General features: G+C 45.6%; 17 protein-coding genes and 1 pseudogene. 13 read left to right on the forward strand and 5 right to left on the reverse strand.

The window, feature by feature from the left end; genetic code table 11:
- Positions 1-259 precede the first annotated feature (259 nt).
- The 3 genes from QUB30_RS34035 to QUB30_RS31010 all read right to left on the reverse strand — a co-directional run bounded on the left by QUB30_RS34035 (position 260) and on the right by QUB30_RS31010 (position 1527).
- The gene (locus QUB30_RS34035) at positions 260-448 is read right to left on the reverse strand and encodes a transposase (protein WP_445300569.1); all 189 of its coding nucleotides are present in this window, start codon (positions 446-448) and stop codon (positions 260-262) included.
- 99 nt (positions 449-547) lie between these two features.
- The gene (locus QUB30_RS31005; RefSeq protein ID WP_333341784.1) at positions 548-1159 is read right to left on the reverse strand and encodes a cation transporter; all 612 of its coding nucleotides are present in this window, start codon (positions 1157-1159) and stop codon (positions 548-550) included.
- A gap of 23 nt (positions 1160-1182) precedes the next feature.
- Positions 1183-1527, reverse strand: coding sequence for a metalloregulator ArsR/SmtB family transcription factor (locus QUB30_RS31010; protein ID WP_333176542.1), 345 nt, complete (start codon positions 1525-1527; stop codon positions 1183-1185).
- A 684-nt stretch (positions 1528-2211) separates the two neighbouring features.
- On the opposite strand from QUB30_RS31010, the gene QUB30_RS31015 reads away from it, so the two are divergent.
- The 9 genes and pseudogenes from QUB30_RS31015 (at position 2212) to rppB (ending at position 12472) form a co-directional block, all read left to right on the forward strand.
- Positions 2212-4170 carry an efflux RND transporter periplasmic adaptor subunit gene (locus QUB30_RS31015; protein WP_445300570.1) on the forward strand — a complete coding sequence of 653 codons (1959 nt, stop codon included), beginning with the start codon at positions 2212-2214 and terminating at the stop codon, positions 4168-4170.
- A gap of 65 nt (positions 4171-4235) precedes the next feature.
- Positions 4236-7361: an efflux RND transporter permease subunit gene (locus QUB30_RS31020; protein WP_333341786.1), complete on the forward strand. Its 3126-nt coding sequence runs from the start codon at positions 4236-4238 to the stop codon at positions 7359-7361.
- 58 nt (positions 7362-7419) lie between these two features.
- Entirely contained in the window at positions 7420-7896 is a 477-nt protein-coding gene (locus QUB30_RS31025) for a DUF2808 domain-containing protein (RefSeq protein WP_333341788.1), read from the forward strand.
- 101 nt (positions 7897-7997) lie between these two features.
- Positions 7998-8492 carry a hypothetical protein gene (locus tag QUB30_RS31030; RefSeq protein ID WP_333341790.1) on the forward strand — a complete coding sequence of 165 codons (495 nt, stop codon included), beginning with the start codon at positions 7998-8000 and terminating at the stop codon, positions 8490-8492.
- A gap of 44 nt (positions 8493-8536) precedes the next feature.
- Positions 8537-9088, forward strand: coding sequence for a cation diffusion facilitator family transporter (locus QUB30_RS31035; RefSeq protein WP_333341791.1), 552 nt, complete (start codon positions 8537-8539; stop codon positions 9086-9088).
- Positions 9089-9106: 18 nt separating this feature from the next.
- Positions 9107-9466 (forward strand): cation transporter dimerization domain-containing protein, encoded by a 360-nt coding sequence (locus QUB30_RS31040; protein WP_333341793.1) that lies wholly within the window; start codon positions 9107-9109, stop codon positions 9464-9466.
- Between the two features lie 246 nt (positions 9467-9712).
- Entirely contained in the window at positions 9713-10177 is a 465-nt protein-coding gene (locus QUB30_RS31045) for a hypothetical protein (RefSeq protein WP_333341794.1), read from the forward strand.
- A gap of 45 nt (positions 10178-10222) precedes the next feature.
- Positions 10223-10911 (forward strand): annotated as a pseudogene (gene rppA / locus QUB30_RS31050) (two-component system response regulator RppA).
- Between the two features lie 190 nt (positions 10912-11101).
- Positions 11102-12472: a two-component system sensor histidine kinase RppB gene (rppB, locus tag QUB30_RS31055; protein WP_333341796.1), complete on the forward strand. Its 1371-nt coding sequence runs from the start codon at positions 11102-11104 to the stop codon at positions 12470-12472.
- A gap of 46 nt (positions 12473-12518) precedes the next feature.
- On the opposite strand, the gene QUB30_RS31060 is transcribed toward rppB, so the two are convergent.
- Positions 12519-12881 carry a hypothetical protein gene (locus QUB30_RS31060; protein ID WP_333341797.1) on the reverse strand — a complete coding sequence of 121 codons (363 nt, stop codon included), beginning with the start codon at positions 12879-12881 and terminating at the stop codon, positions 12519-12521.
- A gap of 283 nt (positions 12882-13164) precedes the next feature.
- Positions 13165-13689, reverse strand: coding sequence for a hypothetical protein (locus tag QUB30_RS31065; RefSeq protein WP_333341799.1), 525 nt, complete (start codon positions 13687-13689; stop codon positions 13165-13167).
- Between the two features lie 145 nt (positions 13690-13834).
- Between QUB30_RS31065 and QUB30_RS31070 the strand changes: the two genes are divergently transcribed.
- The 4 genes from QUB30_RS31070 (at position 13835) to QUB30_RS31085 (ending at position 20331) form a co-directional block, all read left to right on the forward strand.
- A complete protein-coding gene (locus QUB30_RS31070) occupies positions 13835-14026 on the forward strand; it encodes a hypothetical protein (RefSeq protein WP_333341800.1) in 192 nt (63 codons plus the stop codon).
- A gap of 1627 nt (positions 14027-15653) precedes the next feature.
- On the forward strand, positions 15654-16202 hold the full coding sequence (locus QUB30_RS31075) for a hypothetical protein (protein WP_333235648.1): 549 nt from the start codon (positions 15654-15656) through the stop codon (positions 16200-16202).
- Positions 16203-16305: 103 nt separating this feature from the next.
- A complete protein-coding gene (locus tag QUB30_RS31080) occupies positions 16306-19419 on the forward strand; it encodes a hypothetical protein (protein WP_333341803.1) in 3114 nt (1037 codons plus the stop codon).
- Between the two features lie 84 nt (positions 19420-19503).
- Positions 19504-20331 carry a hypothetical protein gene (locus QUB30_RS31085; RefSeq protein ID WP_333341805.1) on the forward strand — a complete coding sequence of 276 codons (828 nt, stop codon included), beginning with the start codon at positions 19504-19506 and terminating at the stop codon, positions 20329-20331.
- Positions 20332-20424: the final 93 nt, after the last annotated feature.

The raw sequence follows: 20424 nt of genomic DNA on the forward strand, positions 1-20424 counted from the left end.
AAGTTGCGATCGAGAGTAAGAATTATTATCGTTTTGCTCATGTTAAGTAAAAATTATTGACTCATATTATGTGCTTGCCTGTGTCACATCCCATTGCTTGGTTTACCCTTGCTGCATTTTTGACGCTTTGACTATCCACGATGGCTTCAGACGGACTCACCGCTCGGTTGTGGCTAACTTTAACCCAGGCTCTAAGTCGGTCATGTAGTCTCAGCAAAGTTCCGTCTTTACGCCAGGTGCAGAAGTAGTGATAAACGCTCTACCAAAGTGGGAAGTCTCCAGATAAGTCACGCCAAGTACAGCCTTGGGTTAACAGGTAAAATATCGCATTCAGGACATTCGACACCTCAACCTTGGGATGACGATCCCTAGATGTTGCAGGTGAAATAAAAGGTTCAATCAACTCCCATTGTTCCAGGATTAAGTTGCTGGAGTACATTTTACTCATAGCTATCTTCGGTACTGTGTCTATGTCTCGGCCATGAGAAAACTAAAACGAAGCGAGAAACGTTCAAATCGTTGCTGCAAAACCTGTTAAGCAATGTTACTACAGCCGTTGTTGCTTCATTCTGTCGCGTTGTGCATCTCGAATAATACTGATTCCACCCCAAACGACTAGGCTTGCGATTCCAAATCCCACAATTAAATCGGGAAACCGAGAATTAAATAGAGTGACTAGGAAACCTGCGACGATCACACTAAAATTTGCAATTACATCATTCTGCGTAAATATCCAACTTGCCCGCATATGTACCTCACCCTTACGATGCTTTGAGAGAAGATACAAACCATAACTGTTAGCAATCAGCGCCAAAAAAGCCATTGCCATCATCCAGCCTGATTCCGGTGAACTTCCCCAAACAAACCGTCGAATCACATCGACGACAACCATCACGGCTAACGTGATCTGAAAAATACCACTTAGAGTCGCTGCACGATTCTTGTGATGCGCCGATTTGCCAACTGCATACAGCGACATCGTGTAAACCGAAGCATCTGCAAACATATCTAATGAGTCTGCAACTAAGGCAGTTGAATCCGCTAAAACTCCTGCCACAATTCCGACGACAAACATTGTGCCATTGATAAGTAACAGAATTCGCAACGTTTTACGCTCGGCTGCGTTCTTGGCTTCCATGTGACATCCACAGTCTGACATCGTGCCTCCTGTTTAGCTTGTTGTTATTCGTTCTCTGAGCAGTTGTAGCGGGTACATTCATAAACTCCTTTTGCTACATCAGCCAGTAACTCTTCGACCATTTCCAAAATCTCAGCAACTCGTGCATCGGCGAGTTGATAGCTCGTGTACCGTCCTTGCTGTACGGTGTTTACCAGACCGCAATCACGGAGACAGCCCAAGTGGTTTGAGGTGTTAGATTGCGATAGCCCGGTTGCTTCAACAATTTCACTCACGGTCATTGGACGCGATCGCAGCACGTCCAAAATCGCCAATCGTGATGGATCGGAAAACCCACGAAAGAGTTTTGCTTTCAAGCGAGTGGACTGGGATTGAGCAGAGACAATCATATGCTTAGTTCCAATACAAAGCTCTTTTGTATCATCATATCAGCAAATAATGATATGTCAACACCTGAAAGCTTATTTATACCCTTATAAGAGCAGCGCCGCAGTTCCCACATCCGCTATTGCCCAAGCCGGAGCATCGTTAATCCCATCTCCCAGCATCGCTACAATTTTCCCTGGTGCTTGCAGTGTTTAGATTTAAGCTGCTTTTGGGTCTAGTCCAACTTCAGCAAAAACGCGCTGGATACCAGCAGAAGGGGCCATCGACTCCACTCATGCCTTGGAGTTTGACTGTCAGATGATCCATATATGCACTCTGAAATTGGGAATGGGTAATATTCTGACTTCTGTCTTCAAGCGCCTGGACAACCAACAGATGCGCTCGCTTTCCTAACTTCATTTTCCGGTTGCACAGTTTGAATTGTCCTCAATTTCGTCTTGAGATCGGCTTCAACATTGGCATTTTAGCAGCCCGTAGGCATCTGGGCTGCTGAAGCGAAATTTCATCCTAATTTCATTTGACTGTGAAATACTAGGTTGAATAGAGCATTTCTAGCTCTTGGTCATTGCTTATCGGTCGCTTATGGGAAAATGCTAATAAGTAACTTTACCTAATGGGTGTCACTTACTTACCTTGGCAAAATACCAACCGTTAAACCTGGGGCACTCAACCTGATTTCAAGGACAATGCCAACGATGATATTCCACAAGTATGTTCAATCTCCGGCAATTATTAGCAGTTTTTCTGGAATTTTGTTCAGCATAATTTTGCTAAGTTTTCCTGTCGCTGTTTTTGCCCACGCTGGCCACGGAGATGAATTTAAGCATAGCGACGAAACAACTGAAACTCCTGTTGCTATTTCTGTCGATGCCGAAACAGCAAAACGATTAGGAATTAAAGTTTCCCCTGCCGCTCGACAGCGACTAGATATCGGCATCAAAACCACAGGACAAATAGAAACTTTGCCCAACGAAAAAGTAGAAGTTACGGCTCCTGTTGGTGGGAAAGTAGTAGAGTTGCTGGTTAAACCTGGGGACAAAGTATCAAAAGGTCAACCGCTTGCGGTTTTATCGAGTTCAGAATTAGGACAGTTGCGGGTTGAATCTCTCTCGAAACGTGCCGAAGCTGAGGCGGATTTGCAGCAAGCGGAAGGCGATCTCAAACTAGCACGAGAAAATTACGATCGCCTCGTGAAAATAGCTGAAGCTGAAATAGCACAAGCCAGAACTCAATTAGTAGCAACTACCCAACAGTACGAAAAAGAGCAAGAATTAGTAAATAAGCGCTCTGTTGTCAAAGTTGCTAAAGAAAATTATCAGCGTCAGATTCAAATATCGCAAGCTGAGATCGCCAGAGCCGAAACTGAACTGACTGTGGCTAAAGAACAGTTCGATCGCGATAAAGAATTAGTGGCATCAGGAGCGATCGCGCGGCGCACAATGCTGGAATCGCAAGCTCGCTTCGCCGAAGCACAAGCCGCTGTTGCTAAGGCAAAAAGCCGTCCTGAAGTTATCAAAGCCCAAACCGAAATTAAACAAGCCGAAGTAGACCTGCCAATGCGGGAGTTGCGGGAATCTCAAGGCACAGTAGCAGAAGCAAAAGCTCAACTTACCAGATCTCTGAGCCGCCGGGAAGTTCTAGAAGCCGAGAACCAAGTCAAACGCGGCAAAACTGCCGTCGAAGTCGCTCAGTCGCGCATTCGCTTGGCTGACGCAGCCTATCAAGCACGGCTGCAACAATTAGGAACTCTTGCCAACGATCGAGGACTCGTTACCGTAGTTGCTCCGATTTCGGGGACTGTAGCCGATCGCGAAATCACCCCCGGAGAGTCAGTAAACGCTGAAAAACCGTTGATGAGTCTGTTAAATGACAGCCGCGTTTTTGCCACAGCCAATATTTACGAAAAAGACCTGAATCAAGTAAAACAGGGTCAGGAAGTCAGGGTAAAAGTCGCTAATTTACCCGATCGCATTTTTAAGGGAAAAATCACTTTCATTGGGTCATCCGTGTCAGGAGAAACGCGGGTTGTGCTGGTAAAAGCAGAAGTAGATAATATTAACGGCGAATTAAAGCCCGGACTGTTTGCGGAGTTGGAGATTTTAACCGACAAAACTGCCACAAATATTTTAGCAATTCCGAGTTCGGCGGTAGTGGATGTTAGCGGTAAAAAAACCGTTTACGTCCAAAATGGCAATGCTTATCAAGCTGTTGAAATTGAACAAGGTCAAACGGCCGGAGATTTAGTTGAAGTTAAGACCGGTTTATTCGAGGGAGATTTGATAGTAACGCAGCGAGCACCTCAACTTTACGCACAATCTTTGCGGGGCGGTAGCGATAAACACTCAGAAGACGAGGAAAAGAAAGAGGCAACTCCAAAGGCAACAGAGGTTAATTTTAATAATTTACCCGTGTCTTTATGGTGGGCGGGAATAGGGGGAGGAATTGCGATCGCATCCCTGACTTTCACAGCCGGCGTGTTGTGGGGAAATCGACGTAAATTGCCAGCAATGGCAGCGGATTCAGGAAACCATGCCGCAAATAATGGTTTTTCCGCCTCTGCACCGGCGTTGGACACTGAACTGGTGTTACACAATGACAACCATCACGTTAAAACTCAAGAGGAAGAAGTCAAGAGTTTGAAGTAAACAATTGCGTGAATATAGCAATTTAGTTGGCAAAAGTATGTATCTATTAACTCCAAGCTAATAAAATGTTCAGCACAATTCTTAGATGGGTCATAAACCGCCGGTGGCTAGTCGTTGTGGCCACCATTATTGTTAGTCTGTGGACATTTTCTATCATTCCCCAAATGTCGCTGGATGTCTTTCCGCCTTTCGCACCGCCACAGGTGGAAATTCAGACGGAAGCGCCAGGGCTCGCGCCGGAAGAAATCGAGTCTTTGGTAACACTGCCGATCGAAAGTGCGATTAACGGAACTCCTGGAGTAACAGCAGTGCGATCGGCTTCTGCTGTGGGCCTTTCTGCCGTTAAGGTAATTTTTGATTGGCAAACTGACATTTATCAAGCGCGCCAGTTGATAACAGAAAGGTTGCAGCTAGCGCAAAGCAAACTCCCGGCTGGGGTAGAAACACCGCAAATCTCTCCGACAACTTCACCTGTCGGTCTGGTGATTACCTATGCTTTTACCTCGGAAACTACTCCTTTGATGGAAGTGCGCCGTCTGGTTGACTGGCAAGTCACAAACCGCCTTTTAGGCGTGACTGGCGTTGCCCAAGTCGTGGCTTATGGCGGCGATCAGAAGCAATATCAAGTATTAGTAGAACCTGCCAAGTTAAAAGCTTTTAATGTGTCGTTGCAGCAAGTTGCCGAAGCGACAGCGGCTGCGAATGTTAACGCGCCAGGGGGGTATTTAATTACGCCGGATCGAGAAACTTTAATCCGGGGGGTGGGACGGATTGAGTCTGTGGAAGATTTGCAGCAATCTGCGATCGCATCTCGGCAAGGAACAGTCGTCAGAATTGGTGATGTCGCTGATGTCAAGATTGGTGCTGCAATCAAGCGGGGCGACGGCAGCTTTAACGGCAAAAAAGCTGTGATTGTGATGGTAAACAGACAGCCCGTTGCTGATACTCCAGCGGTAACGAAAGCGGTTGAGGCAGCAATGGCTGAGGTACAGGAAGCTCTACCAAAAGATATTAAAGTTACTGTGACTTTCCGACAGGAAGAATATATTAATTCTTCGGTGGAGAATGTGCGATCGGCTTTAGTGGAAGGCAGCATCATCGTCACCCTTATTCTTATCCCGTTTTTGATGAATTGGCGCACTCTGGCGGTGGTTTTGCTGGATTTCTTTCTGACTTGGCTGTTGGCGCTGCTGGCGATGTATTGGCTGGGGCTGGGATTAAATACGATGACTTTGGGGGGTTTGTCGGTGGCGATCGGCACTGCGATCGACGATGCGATCGTCTATGCGGAAAATACCTACCGCAATTTGAGAGAAAATAAGGCTTCTCTTCATCCTCGCCCGGTAATGGATGTGATTTTTGATGGCAGTCAGGAAGTGCGCGATTCGTTAATTGGAGCGACTGTTATTGGGATTGTGGTGTTTTCGCCAATTTTTACTTTACCCGGTATAGAAGGCCGAGTTTTTACGCCTATGGGGATTACTTATCTGATAGTTGTGGTGATTTCTAGTCTGGAATCGCTGTTAATATCTCCGGCCCTCTGCGCTATCTTGTTGCCTACTAAACGCATGAGATCCGAGGAACCTTGGCTGCCGAGATTTTGCAAGCGCACCTATCTTTTTTTTGTAGAATTGTCAATGCGCTATTCGTGGATTATTTTAGCTTTTGCTGCTGCTAGCATGGTGGCTGCATTAATTATTTTGCCTTCGTTTGGACGGGTGTTTTTGCCTGAGTTTCAGGAGCAAACTTTGGTGAATACTATTCAGCTTTATCCGGGGGTGTCTTTGGAGACAACAGATAGCGCAGCTTTTGCGATCGAAGATGCCCTTAAGAATGATACCAGGTTTGAATACGTGCAAGTGCGATCGGGCAGAGCTCCGGGAGATGCGGATGCTGCGGGAGTCAATTTAGCTCACATTGATATCGGTTTGAGCGAGGAGGGCATGAAAAATAGACCGAAAACTTTGGAGGCGCTGCGGCAGGAATTTGCTAAATTGCCGGGAGTTGCACCAAATATCGGCGGTTTTATTTCTCACCGGATGGATGAGGTTTTATCTGGTGTCAGAAGTCAGATTGCTGTCAAAATCTTTGGCCCGGATTTGGATCAGCTTCGCAGCCTCGGGGCAAAAGTTGAAGAGCAAATGAAAACAGTTGAGGGAATTGTGGATTTGCAACTCGAACCGCAGGTGCCCGTGCAACAAATTCAAATTAAGTTTAACCGCCAAGCTGCGGGTAGATACGGTTTGAAAATCGGAGAGCTTTCTGAAATAATTGAGACAGCTTTAAACGGCAAAGTTGTTTCTCAAGTTTTAGAAGTTCAGCAAACTTTTGATTTAGTTGTTTGGTTGCAGCCTGAAGCCCGAAATAACTTAGAAACTATTCAGAATTTGTTGGTTGATACTCCAGGCGGTAATAAAATTCCCCTAGCCCAAGTTGCTACTGTCAAATACGGTACGGGGCCAAATACGATTAACCGCGAGAATGTTTCTCGCTTGATTGTAGCAGCGGCTAATGCTAAAGGTAGGGATTTGCGAGCAGTTGTGAATGAAATTCAAGCTAAAGTAAAACGAGAGGTGGAGTTGCCTTTTGGTTATTTTATCCAGTACGGCGGTCAATTTGAAGCCGAACAAAGAGCTTCGCAAAATATTATGATATTTAGTGCGATCTCCTTTCTTGTAATTACAGTATTGATGTACTTGTCCGTCAAGTCAATTCCTTCAACTGCTATGATTATGATTAATTTGCCGCTCGGATTAGTGGGAGGAGTAATCGCGGTAGCTTTAACTGGTGGCATCATCTCTGTAGCTTCCCTGGTTGGCTTTGTTACATTATTTGGCGTTGCCACCCGCAACGGCTTGCTTTTAGTAGACAACTACAACACTAAATTTGCCGAGGGAATGCCTTTTAAGGAAGCAATTATTAAAGGCTCGATGGAACGGCTCAATGCTATTTTGATGACCGCTTCAACTTCAGCTTTAGGTTTAGCACCTTTAGCATTTGAAGGCGGCGCGGGAAAAGAAATCCTGCAACCTTTGTCAGTAGTAGTTTTAGGCGGATTGTTTACTTCTACAGCATTAACGCTGCTGGTGTTACCCGCGTTGTACGCCAAGTTTGGCAGATTCTTAGTGCCTAAACAAACACCGCCCGTTTCGGATAACGGGAAGGTAGTTCAAGCCGTTTTTGAGAAGTGATTTTTGCGGTATATTGCTCACATTTTCTCATTCGTTTATGTCGTCCAAAAGAATCAATATGAAGAAAATACTAATTAATGCGGTTGCATTGACTTTGGCTAGTACAGTTTTAATGGCTCCTAGTTATGCAAGTTTCGAGACAGATGAAAGTAGGTTTTCCAATGTTGACGGAGATGTGTACTTTTCCCCCACTCGCTGGCGGCTTGTCAAACAAACTTTCGTGTTACACTTTCCTGAAAATAGCAACGCTGTTACCCAGATAATTATTGCCACTCCACCCACTGTCGCTGTGAGTAATGATATTGAGGTGCTGGAACACAAGGGTAGGAAAATTAGCATCAATGTTTCTGTCAATGGCAAAAACATTATATTAGGCTTCCTAGAACCCGTCGCCCCTGGCAGCAGGATTGAGATTAATTTCAACAAAGTTAAACAACCTATTCTCGATTCTACTTCTGTGTACCGATTTTCAGCTAAAGTCGTTGGTAGTGACACAGAGATTCCCATAGGTGTAGCTGAGTTTCGCACAGATTAATTAATCTAAAGATTGGCATTAATTCTTAGGGGAGTATGCAAGATAAATATGATGTAAAATTTGTTAAGATTACTGATCATTGAATGCAAGGAGTAAAGCACATGAATTTTTTCAAATCAGGCTTGATTGTTCTAGGAAGTGTGGGTCTGCTTTTCTTAGGAGCTTGTGGGAACAGCAACCCAAGCGCCAATTCAGATGCTAGTTCTACTGGTGCCCAGCCTGCTAAGTCCGAGGAGTCCGATGGAGCAGCAAAAAAAGAGCCCTCTACCCATGCCGGCGCGTTTCACAAAGGCGCTCAAGTTGTCGAGTCAGCTCCCTATCACTTAGAGTTTATCTCTGAAAAAGAAGATAATGGAACTCGTTTAGATTTCCATCTTCTAAAAGAAGAAAATAACGAAGAAATCTCTAATGCTAAAGTAACGGCTCAAATTCAGCTACCTGATGGTAGTCAAAAGACACTTCCCATGACGTATGGAGCTCAAGAAAAAAGCTACACGGCTTTGCTTCCTGGAAAGGCAGCGGGTCAGTATCAGGTGAAAATTACGTCGGATATTGGCGGGAAAAAAGTAGACGGTCGCTTTAGTTTTAAGCAGTAAATTTTCCCTGTTGGGTAGGGCAAGAGAAACAAGCTTTAAGGGTAGTGATCCTGTCTCACAATCACAGTCACGGAGGACACGGACACGACCACGGTGGTAATTACAACCGTGCCTTTGCCATCAGCATCGCACTCAACACGGGGTTTGTCATCATTGAGGCAGTTTATGGCATTCTTGCCAATTCCCTTGCCCTACTTGCCGATGCAGGTCACAATTTGAGTGATGTTTTAGGTCTGCTACTGGCTTGGGGAGCAACCATTCTTGCCCGTCGGCGACCGACAGCACGCCACACCTATGGGCTGCGTCGTTCTTCCATTTTGGCGGCTCTGTTGAACGCTATTCTCCTCCTGGTAGCTTCAGGGGCGATCGCTTGGGAAGCTATTCAACGTTTTTCAGAACCCAGCTCAGTATCAGGCGGTAGAGTTATTGGCGTTGCAGCCGTAGGCATCACTATTAATACGGGAAGCGCCTTAATGTTTATGGCCGATCGTCATAATGACTTGAACATCAGAGGCGCGTTCCTCCACCTGATTGCTGATGCAGCAGTATCTTTGGGTGCGGTGCTGGCTGACAGGGCTATTGTGGCAACTGGCTAGCTTTGGTTTGACCCTGTTGTGAGCTTGATTATTGTTGTTGCTATTGTTGTAGGGACTTGGCAATTGTTCCAAGAATTCCTCAACTTAATAACAGATGCCGTACCAGCAAGCATTGAACCCCTTGCAGTCCGCACTTATTTAGCTGGACTCCCTGGCGTAACTGGTGTTCACGACCTTCATATTTGGGCAATGAGTACAACTGAGACAGCCCTCACAGCTCACTTGGTAATGCCTACAGCTTATCCCAGCGATGCTTTTTTAGTGCAGGTAAATCGAGAGCTGCACAACCTTTTTGGTATTGAACACACTACGCTCCAAGTAGAAACTGGCGATCCGAGTTATCCTTGTCCTCTTGCTCAAGAAAATGTTGTGTTGTGAGTATAAAAAATATCTTGATACCCACTATTCTCGATACTATCCCATCGCACCCTCGGCAGTAGCAACTTACCACAACAGGAATGAATAGTTTATTTTAAAAATCTGATTTCTGGATAAATGTGCTTAAACAGTCAAAAATTTCATCCTGATTTCATCTCAATATGTCAATTTAGATAATAACAGAGTCCTTTACTAAGGATTCTGAGGCTTGATTAACGAGATCGGTTGTCATACAGGGGTAAAATAATGAAAAGGCTAATCTGTTCGGCTGTAGCTTTAGCTCTCACAGTTCCGATTGCTGCTGACTATGCGGATGCTCGCATAGGATCTACTCCTCATATCGATGGAGCTGTACAATTTCCTCAAACTCGGGCAAGGATTGTTCGGCATACGATTAGGTTGCACATTCCTCAAGGTCGTAGCGCTCTTTCTCATCTGATTATTGATGTTCCAAAGGGGTTAATAGTCAGCAACAATATCACTTTAACAGACGATGTGAAAGGAAAAATTAATGCTGACTTTTCTATGGTAGACAACCAAATTATAGTAAAAATCTCTCAACCACTTGCGTCAGAATCAAAGCTTAAACTTGTTTTGAACGATGTAACAATAAAAGGTGTTTCTAACGCTTGGCTATACCGGATTTCTGCTAAATCTGTTGGGGTTAATGGAGAGATACCAATGGGTTTTGCTCAAATTCATGTCTATTGATAGGAAGATTTTTGTTGCAGACACACTATCCTACTGTCCTTGATTATGAAAGTTCTGCTAGCTGAAGAAGAGCGAGTTTTAGGTGGGGCGATTAAGCGAACATTGAACCAGGAAAATATACTGTTGATTGGGTTTTAGATGGCACCCAGGTTTGGAATTATCTAGAGAACCCAAAAAAACCATATACGCTGGCAATCTTCGACTGGTTACTGCCGGGAATATCGGGTTTAGAACTGCTGCGTAAATTGCGGACTTGCAATAGTAATTTGCCTGTGTTGATGCTAACGGCAAAAGACCTCCGGGAAAACAAAGTAGCTGGACTGGATGCGGGAGCCGATAATTATTTAGTGAAGCCGTTCGGAATGGCAGAACTGTTAGCAAAATTTGGGGCTTTGCAAAGGCGATCGACCCACATTCAACCGCAACAGCTACAGGTAGAAAATCTGGTTGTGAACTGCGGAAATCGAACTGTCTGCCATTTCGCTATAAGTGGCAAAAGCCACCTAATTGCTCTAATAAACAAAGAGTCTCAACTGAGAGAATACTTTATGAAACATCCGAACCAAATTGTCAACACTGACCAAATTTGAAATGAGCTATGGGAGGTTAGTGCAGATACCTTTAGCAATGTCATAGCAGCTCAAGTGCGCTTCCTACGGCGCAAACTTGAGTCGGTTGACGGCGCGAATTTAATTGAAACTGTACAGGGCGTAGGATACCGGATGAGAAATTAAAGTAGGGTGGGTATTGTTCAGAACCCCTGTTATTTACCAATAGTCCTAGAGGCAGCTATTGTGTCTGTCATGAGTCAAAGGCAACGCAGTGTAGTGAAGAATTTATGAGATTCTTCGCTACACTTAAAATGACAGAATTACGTTGAAATATCTAAGGTCTGACCAATTACCTCTTATTAAGTTATGAAAAATGAATCAAAATCAACTATTTAACCGGACTCGCTGGAAATTAGCCATTTCCTATGCAGCAGTAATGGGTTTGATTTTAAGCTTGTTGGGATTTGGCGTATATAGGGCGATCGCCCACGCTTACTGGGTAGCCCTAGACCGCGAATTAGAATCGGTAGCGGGGACGCTACACGACAGCCTAGACCTCGAATTGCAGCAGCCTGGACGCTTAGAGCCAATAGTAAACGAACTTTTGCCCAACCTCCGCCTAATTGGAGTTAACAGCATTAAAAAACAGTTGCCACGCCACCATATTGTAAGCGGTATCAACCAAGGCTACTACTATATTCGTTTATTTGATTATTCCGGAAAATTAATTGCTACAGCAGGCGCTTATCCAGCAGAATTATCACCAGTTTTTAACTCCAAACACTGCCAAACAATAACTGACACTAAAGGCAACGTTTATCACCAAATTTCTGTAGAACTGCACACTAAAAGCCAGCAAAATTGGGGATATTTTCAAGTGGGGCGAAGCCTACAAGACTTTAATGATTATCTCCGTACAGTGAAATGGGTTTTGAAATTAGGATTGCCTACAGCATTGATTTGTGTCGGCTTTTCTAGTTGGTTAATGGCAGGATTGGCAATGAAACCGATTTATGCTTCCTACCGACGAATTCAACAGTTTACAGCGGATGCTGCTCACGAACTACGAACGCCTTTAGCGGCTTCACAGGCCACAGTAGAATCAGCGCTGTTGACGCCTCAATTGGATGAAAAAGAGGCGCGGGAAACTTTACGGACGATCGATCGCCAAAACCGACGACTGACTCAGTTAGTTGCTGATTTGCTGCTGCTGGCTCGCATGGATAATCAACCGATAGCCTATCGCCCTCAATTGTGTTGTTTGAATGACCTGATTAGCGATTTACTCGAAGAATTGGCAGCAATGGCGATCGCAAGAGAGGTAGCGCTAACATCGGAGTTGCGGGTGCATCAGCCATTGAGTGTTATTGGTGATTCTAACCAACTTTATCGCTTAGTTTCTAATTTAATTGTCAATGCGATTCAATACACTTCACCTGGTGGCAAAGTAAATGTTATTTTAGAGAAAAGTGACCATTTAGTTGTGATTCATGTTCAAGATACAGGGTGTGGGATTGCAGCAGAAGATCAAAGGCAAATTTTTGACCGTTTCTATCGAGTTAACAGTTCACGCGATCGCGTTACTGGCGGCTCGGGATTGGGATTGGCGATAGCGCAAGCTATAGCCTTAGCACATGGCGGTAGCCTGACTGTGCAAAGTAAATTGGGTACGGGTAGCATTTTCACACTGCGATTTCGAGAAAGAAATGTGCCGTTGGTGAATGATGCCATAAAAATTTGCTAACGGCAGCTTCCCCTTATAATAATCGCTTCCAGGTCAAGGAGAGCTTTCACTCTCCTTCAACTTCCATCTCTAACTGATACACCCGCAAACTCGGATGTTCGCCAATCAGTCGCCAACAATATCCCTCAACCGTTGGTGAAGGTCGCCCTCCTTGGCGGTACAGAAAGATTGGTTCGTTTCTCATTAATGCGGTAAAAATCTCCCGCTCTCTATCCTGGCCGTCATCCCAAATCAGGTGAGCTTTACCGAAGTACCCCGCACCCATCAAACTGGCGAACAGCCATTCCATGAGAGCTTGCTGCTGTTCCTGGGTTAGCGGGGATTGACCGTAGCTATCGATTATGGGTGTTTTGGATTTGGGCTTGAGTGATGCGATGAGGGCGGTGGCGAGGTTGAGATATTTTTTCATTGGTCGGTGGAGATGCGTATACCAAATATTATGCAAGCACAGCGACTTGGAAAAAATCTGGCACCAACTCAATCTCTACTAAGCATTGGGTTTACAGAAATTAAGTGTGGTGCGTCGATTTTGTTGAGTAACATCTACAACTTTTGCCTCCAGTCATAAATAAAAATGAATCAAACTACTGAGCGAACTGTTTAAGAGTACAACTTTGGAGATGGGTTTTACGATCGCACCGCAATTGGGTTATTTACACTTTATGCCCTAACCGACGAAAGCGGTTGCTATACTATCGCCTTGGCATCGTAAATCTTAGCCCGTTAGCAATCTGGCGAATGTGTTCCTTGTCAGCCGACAACATGAGGTGATTGTAGTTTCCCCCATTCAGGCGAATCGGTGTGGAATAGCGCACAATGAGCGTTGCCATTCTTTCCAGGGCCGGATCTTGATCGGAGGAAGGCAAAATTAGACAGGCTGGGCGGCCCTGAATTTGTAACCTCTGCACCTGGGGACGAGTACCATAGGGATTTAGTCTATTATTGAGTGCATCCTTACAAACATTTTGAATCGTTGACGGCGACGGTGACGACAACGCCGATACGAGGAAAAATCCATCAGCACCACTGAAGCGTTCTCGATCTTCATAGCCCTTGGTACGTCCCCAGTTGCTGGGGTAGCTCAAGCTAACACCATACGTCGAATTCTTGTATTGCTTTGTACTGGAAGCAGGTTTCCGTGAAACTTGAATTTGACCAATTGATGGGGAAAGCTGGCTGCTACTGCTACCTGGGGAGAGTATTCCCGTTAGTGCCACGAAGGTTAAAAGTCCTAGGCTACAAAAGAGTGAATATCGATAAACAATGTTTTTCATGGATTTTCTCGAAATACTCTAGAGGGCTTATGCAAACAGCCAGAAATCGCGCTTTTTTCAAGGACTGTTTAGTTATTTAACAATCTCTGTGAAGTGGAACAATCCCGCACTGTTACTGATACCTTTCGCTCGCATTTACCTATATCCGGTTTTTATGAGGATGGGAGCCTTAGAATTTCAGTTTGCTAAGATTCGAGATGCGGAAACAGCACTGGTGCGATCGGCTTCGCAGCATTGCTACCAACCTCTACTACATTTACGCTTATTAACCGGGATTTAGCCTCTTTCTTACTTCTCCAGTTCGCACGGGTCTATGCTGTTGGGGTCACAGGGATTGGGTGTGAGATCGAATAGACTTCCCTGTCGCGGTTGAGGAGCGCTTTCAGATTGTTGATATTCAAGGATGCGCTGTTTCCAGCTCTCTAGCGCCTGGGAACTCATGGTTAGTTGAGGAGACTTAGGATAGCTGGGTTTGGGTTACAGAAAAAGTTCGAGTTGTGGCACGGATTCAAAAGATTAATTGGACGATCGCTGCTGTAAAGTTTAGCTCAATGGAATTCTGGCAAACATCACGCTCCCGGTAGTAATGTCTCCAAATATGGACTTGATACTGTCACAATTATACCAAAATCATGACAGTGGTGTTTAAAAACTCATATAATTCATGAATGAAATCAGCAAAATATCGAGATTTTGTTACAGATATTCTTGGTTTTTCGATGTTAATGAGGATTTATTTTGCCAAGTTTCGGAAAACGTCGCATTCACCTTGCCCATCTATTTGATCGATTCTTAGCTATTCACATCACATATCGAGCCGTATCCTCACGAAATCACGGCAGTTTATCAAGAAATGCTACCACGTCAGTTTTTGCGCTTCTTACGGACAGGCAATCCAGGGACAAGGAAAATCATGATGACCAGATTGTCAATTTGTAGCTTTGTCTAATTGTTCTTAGTGGTCGCTTAGGAATCACTGGCAATGACAGTTTTATTGAATATAAAATGCTTTTCGTTGGTTGTAAGTAGGAAATACAATTAATTGACTAAAAGCTACTTAAATGCTATTAACGTAGTCCTTCGCTTTTGGACGATGATGTTTTTTCTCCATAACTATGACTATCTCTCATTAATCACATCTAAATCTAATGAGCAAAATAACTAAAAATCACATCGAATGGTTTAAGGAACCGAAGGACTGCTTTTTCTACTACGGCAGAAACTGGTGTCCGGGTTGGGCGATGGCGCTACGCGCCCCGCAAGCTACGGTAAAATTGAACTTCCGTTGGCGCAGCCCTCGCAGAGGATCGTTCCTCAATGTATCTGGTAAGAAATGCTTCCGGTGACTGTCATTGGCTTCCTGCTAACAAAGCTTCTTGTCGTGGGAAAGGTCAAAGTCATCTGTTTGACAGAGTTATATGGTCAATTCCTTTGATTGGCTTAAAATCAAGAAATTCAAGCCTATCTCCTGAAATTTTATGCACTTTCTCGCCACTAATAGCGTTGAACCAGTTCGCTACTGGTTTTTCTTATCCTCAAGTTTGTTGTGTGTTTAGCTTACCCCATCTGTTGACCCGCTACAGAAAATGGTCAAATTGTTTTCTTAGGTGACAAAGAAAGTGATGAATGGGTAAGCAATTTTGAAAAAGCTTAGTTTTTTGATACTCAAAAGAGTGCAAATACTAAAGCAACAGTTTTAAACAGTAATTCTGTAGCTTGCTGGTTTTTCGCTAATTATCTCTTGGTTCTTGCCGTTTCCTGGTTAAAGCCCCCTTAGTCAAATTTAATTTTTATTCCTATCTTATTTGTAAACAAAAGTCAAATTTTTGCCGTCAAAAAAAGAAATAAAATTGAGATGATATACTAAAAAAATAATTTATCACTCGATACCAAGCTCGATTACCACCATGACAATAACAGCAGGATTCGCAACAAAAATGCTGCGGGCAACACTCGCTGACTACAACTTTTGGCCCCAATCTGAAAGCGATTCACCGCTTTCAATTAAAAGAGCTAAACTGCCATTGGATGAAGCAGCAATTCTTAGCAGAGATGCTTCAATGCGGAGAGCTGCAATCAAGGCGATGAATCCCCTCGCTCCTAGTTACAAAGCTCCGGCGACACGACGCATTGAATACAAAACTTTAGATGAGCTGTTTCAACCTTTGATCAGAAACTCTTTGACAGAGTTAGTAGGGATGGCAACCCAAAGTTTGGCGATGGAAGAGCCTGTTTTACCAGAGACAGTATTTAGCATTTTGATGCCGATCGAACAGGTTGAATATCTAACTGAGCTTTACCAAACATTCACTCAGTTGCAAAATACTAAAGTCATCATGGTTCACGACGATGACGGTGACAACACAAGCCCTGATGCTTACACCACTCTGATGATTGCTGGAGAATCAGTGGAATCAGAAGTTATCCTGGCTCAGGCTCTGCTGATTCAAACCTGATAAGCGCCAAAGTTCTTTCCCTCTCTTGTTTTTAATCTCTTCTCTGGTATTGACTACAGAGAAGAGATTAAATCTCGTGTATTCACAAATTAAATAAATAATCATGGCAATTAGAATCACCGCCCCAAATCAGCCAAGTGTTCAAGTAAACTCTTTGCCTTATTCTTTACCTGTTACTGCGATCGCAGACAGTAACACAAATACTGACGTTCGATTTAAACTCAACGGCACAGTGGTTGGGACAGATACATCCGCAACTAATGTCGGCACGACGGCAGCACCTCAATATCAATTTGGGCTAGTTATTCCTATTAATAGCGCTGGCGTTCACCTCATTGAAGTCGAAGATATCACCGGCACAACGCCTCCGGTAGTTCGATCGACCGCTCAAATAAATTTTGAAGTTAAGCTAAATACTCCAACAATTGCGCTACGAAATCCTATTCTTTATTCAGGGCAAACTGTAGTAGTTGTTGATGTAGAATATCCGCCAACCAACTCTTTTGTCCGCTTCACTCTCAACGGCTCAATTATCAAAGAATCTCCTTGGATTCCTTACGAAACAGCCATCACACAAAATGGAACTCTACGCGCTGATTTGATGGTTGGCACGAGTGTTGTTGCGACTGCTTCTCGTGAGGTTTCTCTTATTCCTCCAGAGCCGGCAATCGTTGGGCCACAAGGTCCGATCGGCTTAACCGGCCCGGCTGGCCCGATCGGACCTCAAGGCGTTCCCGGCGAAAAAGGCGATCGCGGTGATCTTGGTCAGCCTGGAACTCCCGGCGCAACAGGCGCGACTGGTGCAACTGGCCCTCAAGGGATTCAGGGAATTCAGGGAAATCCCGGCGCTCCGGGTGCGGATGGTATGCCCGGTGCAGCAGGTACACCCGGTGCTACCGGCCCGGCTGGCGCTACCGGCCCGCAGGGTATTAAAGGTGATCCAGGAAATCCCGGCACTCCCGGTGAACCCGGTACAGCAGGTGCGATCGGGCCCGCTGGTGAAACAGGAGCACCAGGTCAGAAAGGCGATCAAGGAATTGCCGGCACTGCTGGCGCGACTGGTGCGATCGGTCCGATCGGCCCGAAAGGTGATCAAGGAAATCCCGGTGTTGATGGCTCCGCAGGTTCTCCCGGTGTAGCCGGTGAAAAAGGCGAACCAGGCAGTCAAGGAATTCAAGGCATTCAAGGTTTGACGGGCCCGGCTGGTAGTCCAGGGCCTCAAGGAAATCCAGGCATTCAAGGTGAACCGGGCGAACGTGGTTTACCAGGAACCCCCGGCGCAACTGGTGCTGAAGGTTTACAGGGTCAGCCTGGGATTGCCGGCCCGCAAGGTGACAAAGGCGATATTGGCAATCCAGGAATGCAAGGCGTTCCCGGTGAAAAAGGCGACCGAGGCGATCAAGGTCTAGTTGGCGCTACTGGCTCTCAAGGAAATCCAGGCTTAACCGGCCCACAAGGCAGTCCCGGAATAAAAGGCGATCGTGGCGACCAAGGAATTCCCGGTGAAATTGGCGCAACCGGCCCGGCAGGTTTAACCGGCCCGCAAGGCGCTCCCGGCATAAAAGGCGATCGAGGTGATCAAGGCATTCCCGGCACAGTCGGCCCTGCTGGTGATCAAGGTTTAACCGGCCCGCAGGGTGCTAAAGGCGATCGCGGTGATCAAGGTTTAGTTGGTGAAGCTGGCGCAACGGGCCCGATCGGTTTAACCGGCCCTCAAGGTTCTAAAGGTGATCGGGGCGATCAAGGTATCGCTGGCGATCTCGGCCCTGTTGGTCCGATCGGTTTGACGGGCCCGCAAGGTTCTAAAGGCGATCGTGGCGATCAAGGAATTCCCGGCGATATTGGCGCTACAGGTTCGATCGGTTTGACGGGCCCGCAAGGTCAAAAAGGCGATCGAGGTGATCAAGGAATTGCTGGCGATATGGGCGCTACTGGCGCTACAGGTTCGATCGGCTTAACCGGCCCCGCAGGTCAAAAAGGCGATCGCGGTGATCAAGGAATTCCAGGCGAAATGGGTTCGCAAGGTTTGCAAGGTAATCCCGGCACTCCCGGCGAACGTGGAGAGCAAGGGATTCAAGGCACACCGGGTGATATCGGCCCGACTGGTCAAATGGGGCCGGCTGGTGCAATAGGGCCACAAGGTGGAACAGGGCCACAAGGTCCTCAAGGACGACCCGGCTTGATTTGGCGTGGAAATTGGAGCCCAACATTCCAATACGCCATGTTTGATGCTGTTGCTCACAACGGAAGCAGTTACATTGCTACCGGCCCGAGTTTGAATAATCCACCACCGTCGATCTTCTGGACTTTGGGAGCTAAACAAGGCGATCAAGGTTTGCAAGGACTTCCGGGAGCTAAAGGTGACACAGGAGCGATCGGCCCAACTGGTTCAACTGGCACTCAAGGAATTCAAGGTGCAACTGGTCCCGCTGGAGTACAAGGGCCTCAAGGTTTGAAAGGTGATACTGGTTCAGCAGGTGCAACTGGTGCGATCGGTGCAACTGGTGCGATCGGTGCAACTGGAGCGCAAGGAAATCCAGGTGTCGCTGGTGCAACTGGTGCGATCGGTCCTAAAGGTGATGTTGGCGCGACTGGTGCGACTGGTACTCAGGGAATCAAAGGTGATACTGGCGCTCAAGGAATTCCCGGCGCTGCGGGTGCAACTGGTGCGACTGGCGCTGCCGGAGCTACTGGTGCAACTGGCGCTGCGGGAGCCACTGGTGCTCAGGGTGTTGCGGGCCCGAAAGGTGATACTGGTGCAGCGGGCGCTCAAGGAATTCAAGGTGTTGCCGGCGCTGTTGGTGCAACTGGTGCAACTGGCGCGATCGGACCGAAAGGAGATACTGGTGCTATTGGTCCAGCCGGGCCAGCAGGAATTGTTTGGTCAGCGCCAATTTCGTTGCCTTTATCGTGGAACGTTTCAGGTAGCGTAACTTATCAAACCTGTGGCAAATTGGTTCGACTTAACGTAGATGTGCTTATCCAATACGCCAACATTTCCGGCATGATTATCTGTGGAAATATGCCAGCTACTGTCTTTAACACCTGGTTCCATTCCACAGCACTGATTTTCAAGCCTGACTTAACAATTGCTGCTACTGGTCAATGGGGATTGATGAGATTCCAACCAAATAACCGAGAGATTGCTCTTATGTTTGACAAAATCGTGAACGAACAAGTCCGATGCGTCAGCAATTTCATCATGGCGGTTAACTAATTTCTGAGTTCTGTAGTTTCATAGCTCTGTTTTCTGATAAAGCAGGGCTGTGAAGCTAAACTCTTCAATTACCACAAGAATTAAATGCTTCCACAATTACCAAACACTTACAGTCCAGCAAAGGAATATCCTACAGGTTTCTGGTTTAGCAGTCCTAAGCTCAACGGAATTAGGTGTGTTTATCACAGATTTGGTGCAATAAAGGGATTAAGAAGCCAGACTTTGACTACGCGATTCGTTGGTATCGATCGGCTTGAGTTAGCTTGTCAAGGTATCTGTGATGCTAACAATCTCTCCTTTATGGATGGTGAGTTATTTATTCCCGGCACAACACTGGATGAACTTACGGTATTGGTACGCGATCGAACCAACTATGACCTTGCTGATAAGTTTGGTATCGAGTTTAGAGTTTCTGCTGTTGTTGAAACAACAAATCCTAATCTGACAGGGCATCAAATGATTACTTTGATGCGACAAAACATCCCATCAATGGGAATGGTGAGTTTTATACCTCAAGAATTGATTCGCAGTACACCGCTCGGCGTTCTTGACGAATATACGAAGATAGTGAATTCTGGTGTTTCTGATGAAATATTTCTAAGAAATCCTGATTCAGTTTATTCAGAAGTGCGATCTGACAACTATTTGAAAGTGAAGGCTATAACAAGCGGAATCTTTACTGTTGTTGGATTTACTCAAAATCCTGTAGTAAATTTCGTAAGTTATATGTCAGTTGAAGGAATGGTGAATGGAGTTAATAAAATTACTCGTGTTTACGGCTTAAACGATGAAGAGGAACAGGATCTCTGGATGAATAGAGATTCCTATATGGGTAAACAAGTCCAAATCGTTTATATGGGGCTAAGTGCTACAGGGAATTTACGAACCCCTGCTTTGGGTCGATTCGTTTAAGGAGAAAGTTTGAATGATGTTGCCACAATTAGCCAATACTTACAGCCCCACAAAAAACTATGGCGTAACAGAATGGTTTAGCAGCCCTAAACT

This window comes from Microcoleus sp. BROC3, assembly GCF_036702515.1.
Classification (GTDB): Bacteria; Cyanobacteriota; Cyanobacteriia; order Cyanobacteriales; family Microcoleaceae; genus Microcoleus.